Source organism: Paenibacillus cisolokensis, from assembly GCF_018403665.1.
GTDB classification, from domain to species: domain Bacteria; phylum Bacillota; class Bacilli; order Paenibacillales; family Paenibacillaceae; genus Paenibacillus_AH; species Paenibacillus_AH cisolokensis.
Genome location: NZ_BOVJ01000216.1, coordinates 1 through 1796, shown reverse-complemented (window position 1 = coordinate 1796; position 1796 = coordinate 1). Strand labels below are relative to the sequence as shown.

Annotated in this window: 1 pseudogene; it reads left to right on the top strand. The window is 45.9% G+C overall.

The window, feature by feature from the left end:
- The first annotated feature begins 151 nt into the window (after window positions 1-151).
- Window positions 152-1697: pseudogene (locus tag PACILC2_RS24285) on the top strand (IS3 family transposase).
- Window positions 1698-1796: the final 99 nt, after the last annotated feature.

Here is a 1796-nt window from a genome sequence, read left to right as displayed (position 1 = left end):
AAAAAGAGCTGCGGAAAAAGCATCTCGAGAAGCTTCGGAACAACGCTTCCCGGTCGTGAACAAACGAAAGCGAAGGGGCTGCTGATATGCTCCCCATATGGTAGACAGATGAAATAATAAAAAAACTGTCACCATAAGGGGAGCATTTCTTATGAGTAAATCAGAACGTACAGCTTTAGAGAAAATTTACATCATCCAGCAAATTGAAAATGGATCCATTGGAGTGATGGAGGCAGTCAGGAGATTTGGCGTCTCGAAAACAACCTTAGCGAAGTGGCGTATGCGTTATAAGTTGGAAGGCTGTGAAGGATTCCAAAAGAGGCGAAGCTACCCTGCTGAACTTAAGCTTCAAGCGGTTATGGATTATTTGCATGGCGGCTTGTCCCCATATCAAGTCATCAAAAATACCGCATCGCCACTCAAAGTCAACTCGAGAGGTGGATAAAGAAGTATAATGGTCATAGCAGTTTTAAAACGTATACGGGGGAAAGGACCGCTATGACCAAAGGACGCGCTACAACATGGCAGGAACGGATTGAGATCGTGCTTTATTGCCTTGCACATCACAAGGACTACGGAAAGGCAGCCAAGCAGTTTCAAGTTTCCTATCAGCAAGTTTATGGATGGGTAAGGAAGTATGAAGCTGGTGGAGAAGAAGCGTTGCGAGATGGCAGGGGACGCACAAAAGCGCCAGAAGAGTTAACGATGGAAGAACAGCAGCGGTTGGCGATGAAGAGGCTGGAATACGAGAACGAACGGTTGAGGGCAGAAAACGCATTGCTAAAAAAGTTACAGGAATTCGAAAGGAGGGATCGTTAAGCCAATATCGCCAAGAGCACGTGTATCGTGCCATTCAAGCGTTACATCAAGAGGAAGGATTTCCATTGCAACTCTTGTGTTCAGTTGCTGGGATCCCTCGTTCAAGCTACTACAAATGGCTGAAACGCAAACCCAGTTGCCGTGAAGCAGAGAACAAACAACTCATGGATATGATGACATCCCTGCATGAGAAGGTGGACGGCATCTTCGGGTACCGTCGACTGACCTTGCATCTACGCAGAATGACTGAAAAGCCGATCAACCATAAACGAGTGCAGCGCCTCATGAAGCTGAAAGGCATCCAGTCAGTCATCCGCCGGAAACGAAAGAGGTATATGCGATCTACTCCGCAACAAGTAGCAGAGAACCTGTTGAATCGAAATTTTCAAGCGGATGCATCAAACGAGAAATGGGTAACTGATGTGACAGAATTCAAGTACGGCAATGGTCAGAAAGCGTATTTGAGCGCCATTCTCGATCTTCATGACAAGTCGATCGTGGCTTATGTCTTGGGGAAATCCAATAACAACTCCCTTGTATTTCAGACGCTAAAGAAAGCCTTAAAAGCTGCGCCTGGAAGCACACCGATGCTTCATAGTGACCGGGGATTTCAATATACTTCGCTTGCCTTTAAGAAGCTATTGGACGAAAACAAGATCACCCAAAGTATGTCACGTGTTGGACGATGTATCGATAATGGTCCGATGGAATCCTTCTGGGGAACATTGAAATGTGAGAGGTATTACTTACACACCTACGACACCTTTGAGGAGCTCAAACGAGCGATCGAGGATTACATTCATTTTTACAATTATGAGCGACTACAAGTAAAATTAAGCGGCCTCAGTCCGATGGAATTTAGAACCAAGGCCGCTTGAATGTTTTATTTTTTGGTCTGTCTACTTGACAGGGTGCAGTTCAAGGTCATTCAAGACCTTTTGGGACAGCCCCGTTCTCGGCTATTGCCGCCGTCCTTG